This window comes from Candidatus Methylomirabilota bacterium (assembly GCA_035936835.1).
In the GTDB taxonomy this organism is placed as follows: domain Bacteria; phylum Methylomirabilota; class Methylomirabilia; order Rokubacteriales; family CSP1-6; genus AR37.
The window spans coordinates 1-2,213 of the sequence record DASYVT010000103.1; the positions used below are offsets into that span (position 1 = coordinate 1).

At 70.4% G+C, this 2,213-nt stretch carries 2 protein-coding genes; both read left to right on the forward strand.

What is annotated here, in order from left to right; genetic code table 11:
- Nucleotides 1-695 (forward strand): TonB family protein (locus VGV06_08305; GenBank protein HEV2055160.1); only part of this gene is annotated, 695 nt, incomplete at its 5' end.
- Nucleotides 692-2,035, forward strand: coding sequence for a Tol-Pal system beta propeller repeat protein TolB (gene tolB, locus VGV06_08310; GenBank protein HEV2055161.1), 1,344 nt, complete (start codon nt 692-694; stop codon nt 2,033-2,035). The genes VGV06_08305 and tolB, both read left to right, overlap by 4 nt.
- Nucleotides 2,036-2,213: the final 178 nt, after the last annotated feature.

The following is a 2,213-nucleotide window of genomic DNA, read 5'->3' on the forward strand; positions in this document are numbered from 1 at the left end:
TGGTGGGCCACGTCGTCTTCATCGCCGCGCTCGTGGCTGCGACGCTTTCGGGAATCTGGGATCGCCCGCAGGTGCACGTGGTCAATCTCGTCGCGTCCATCGCCGCCGTCGGCAATCCGGCGGGGAGCTCGGCGTCCCTGCCGGCGCGCGCGCTCAAGCCAACGGCGCGCGCGCTCGCGCCCGACCCGGAGCCGCGCGCGCGAGAGGCCGCGATACCCGCGGAGGCGGCTCTGCCCTCGCGCGCGGTGACGCCGCGCCCGGGCGAGCACGACCTCCCACCGTTGGCTACGCCCTCGGAGCGGCGCGGCAAGACGGCGGTCGAGCCGGCCTCGCGGCCGTCGGTGGCGGCGCTCGGGCGGGCCACCGGCTCCGTCTCGGGGCAAGGCTCGCTCACGCTCGATGTGACCGATTTCCCCTACGCGTGGTACCTGCGGCAGGTGCTCCAGAAGGTCGAGGAGCGCTGGCAGACGCAGGACCGCTCCAGCGAGCCCGCCCAGAAGCCGCGCATCTACGTCGAGATCCGGCGGGACGGCTCCATTGCGCCCCCCCGCATCGAGCAGAGCTCCGGCAGCAGCTTCTACGACCGTGCCGCACTTCGCGCCATCACGGAGGCGAGCCCGTTCCCGCCGCTTCCCGTGGACTGGGCCAATCCCTCCCTCCGCGTGCTCTTCAATTTCGACTTGAAGCGCGGATGACGAGCTTCCCGCGCCCGGCCCGCCGGCTGTCAGCGAAGGCCGCCGCCGCGCTCGTGATCTTCGCCGCGGCGGTCCTGGGGCCCGCCCCGGCCCGCTCGCAGAATCCCGATGTCGAGCTCAACGTCCGGCCGGGGCAGATCAAGAAGATCAACATCGCCGTCCCAGACTTCACGCTCGTAGCCGGTGCCGACCCGCAGAACTGGGCCAGGCGGCTCCCGGAGATCACCTCCGCGGACCTCGCCTTCACGTCGCTCTTCAGCGTGGTATCGGGCACGCCCGCCTTGCCGCAGGGCGGCGCCGAGGCGCTCAAGCCGCGGTTCGAGGAGTTCGCGGCGGCCGGGGCCCTGCAGGCGCTGCAGGGGCTCCTGGCGGTGCGCGGCGACCGCTTCGAGGTCGAGATGCGGCTGTACGATCTGACCTCGCCCGACTTCCGCCTGATCGGATCGAAGAAGGTCGTCGCCCACGTCTCGGAGCCCCGCCGCGCCGCTCACAAGATCGCCGACGAGGTCGTGCTGCTCGTCACCGGTGAGCTGGGCGTCGCCGACACCAAGATGGCGTTTGCCAGCACGCGCTCGGGGGTCAAGGAGCTCTACTTGATGGACTACGACGGCGCGGGCCCCGCGGCCATGACCGCCAACAAGTCCATCAACATGTCGCCGAACTGGAGCCCCGACTCGCGCTCGCTCGCCTTCACGTCGTACATGAACGGCTACCCGTTCCTGTACCGCATCTTTCCCTTCGAGCGCCGGCCGGTGCAGCTCCTGGCGGGCTACGCGGGGATCAACTCCTCGCCCTCCTGGAGCCCGGACGGCCGCACGGTGGCGCTGACCTTGTCCAAGGACGGCAACCCCGAGATCTACCTCCTGACGGTGGCGACCGGCGCCTTTCGGAGGCTGACGACGCACGCGGCGATCGACACGGAGCCGACCTGGTCGCCGACGGGGCGAGAGCTCGCCTTCGTGTCCGACCGCTCGGGGTCGGCGCAGATCTACGTCATGGACGCCGAGGGCACCAACGTCCGGCGCGTGACGTCGAGCGGGTTCAACACCCAGCCGCGATGGTCGCCCAAGGGCGACACGATCGCCTTCACCTCCAGGCAGGGCAACCACGACATCTGGGCGGTCGGCCCGGACGGCTCGAATCTGCGGCGTCTGACCGCGGGCCCCGGCGACAACGAGAGCGCCTCCTGGTCGCCGAACGGGCGGCACCTCGTCTTCCAGTCAAGCCGCCTCGGGGGTACGCAGCTCTTCACGATGCTCGCCGACGGATCGGAGCAGCAGGTCCTGACCGGGGGGCCGGGCCAGGCGTCAAGTCCGGCTTGGTCACCCCGACTTCCGTGATAGAATCGTGCCGTTTGCGTTGGACTGTTCACCAAAGCTCGACAAGGAGGATGTGACGCTATGGCCAAGCCACGGGCTCACGCGTATCTGGTGGTGCCTCTTCTCGCTCTCACCCTTTTCCTCGTGGGGTGCCCGAAGCGGCCCGCCACTACGGGGGCTGTAGCCCCGGCTCCCTCGG

Coding starts and splice junctions, on each gene's coding strand:
- tolB (HEV2055161.1), top strand. CDS start 692: ATGACGAGCTTCCCGCGCCCGGCCCGCCGGCTGTCAGCGAAGGCCGCC.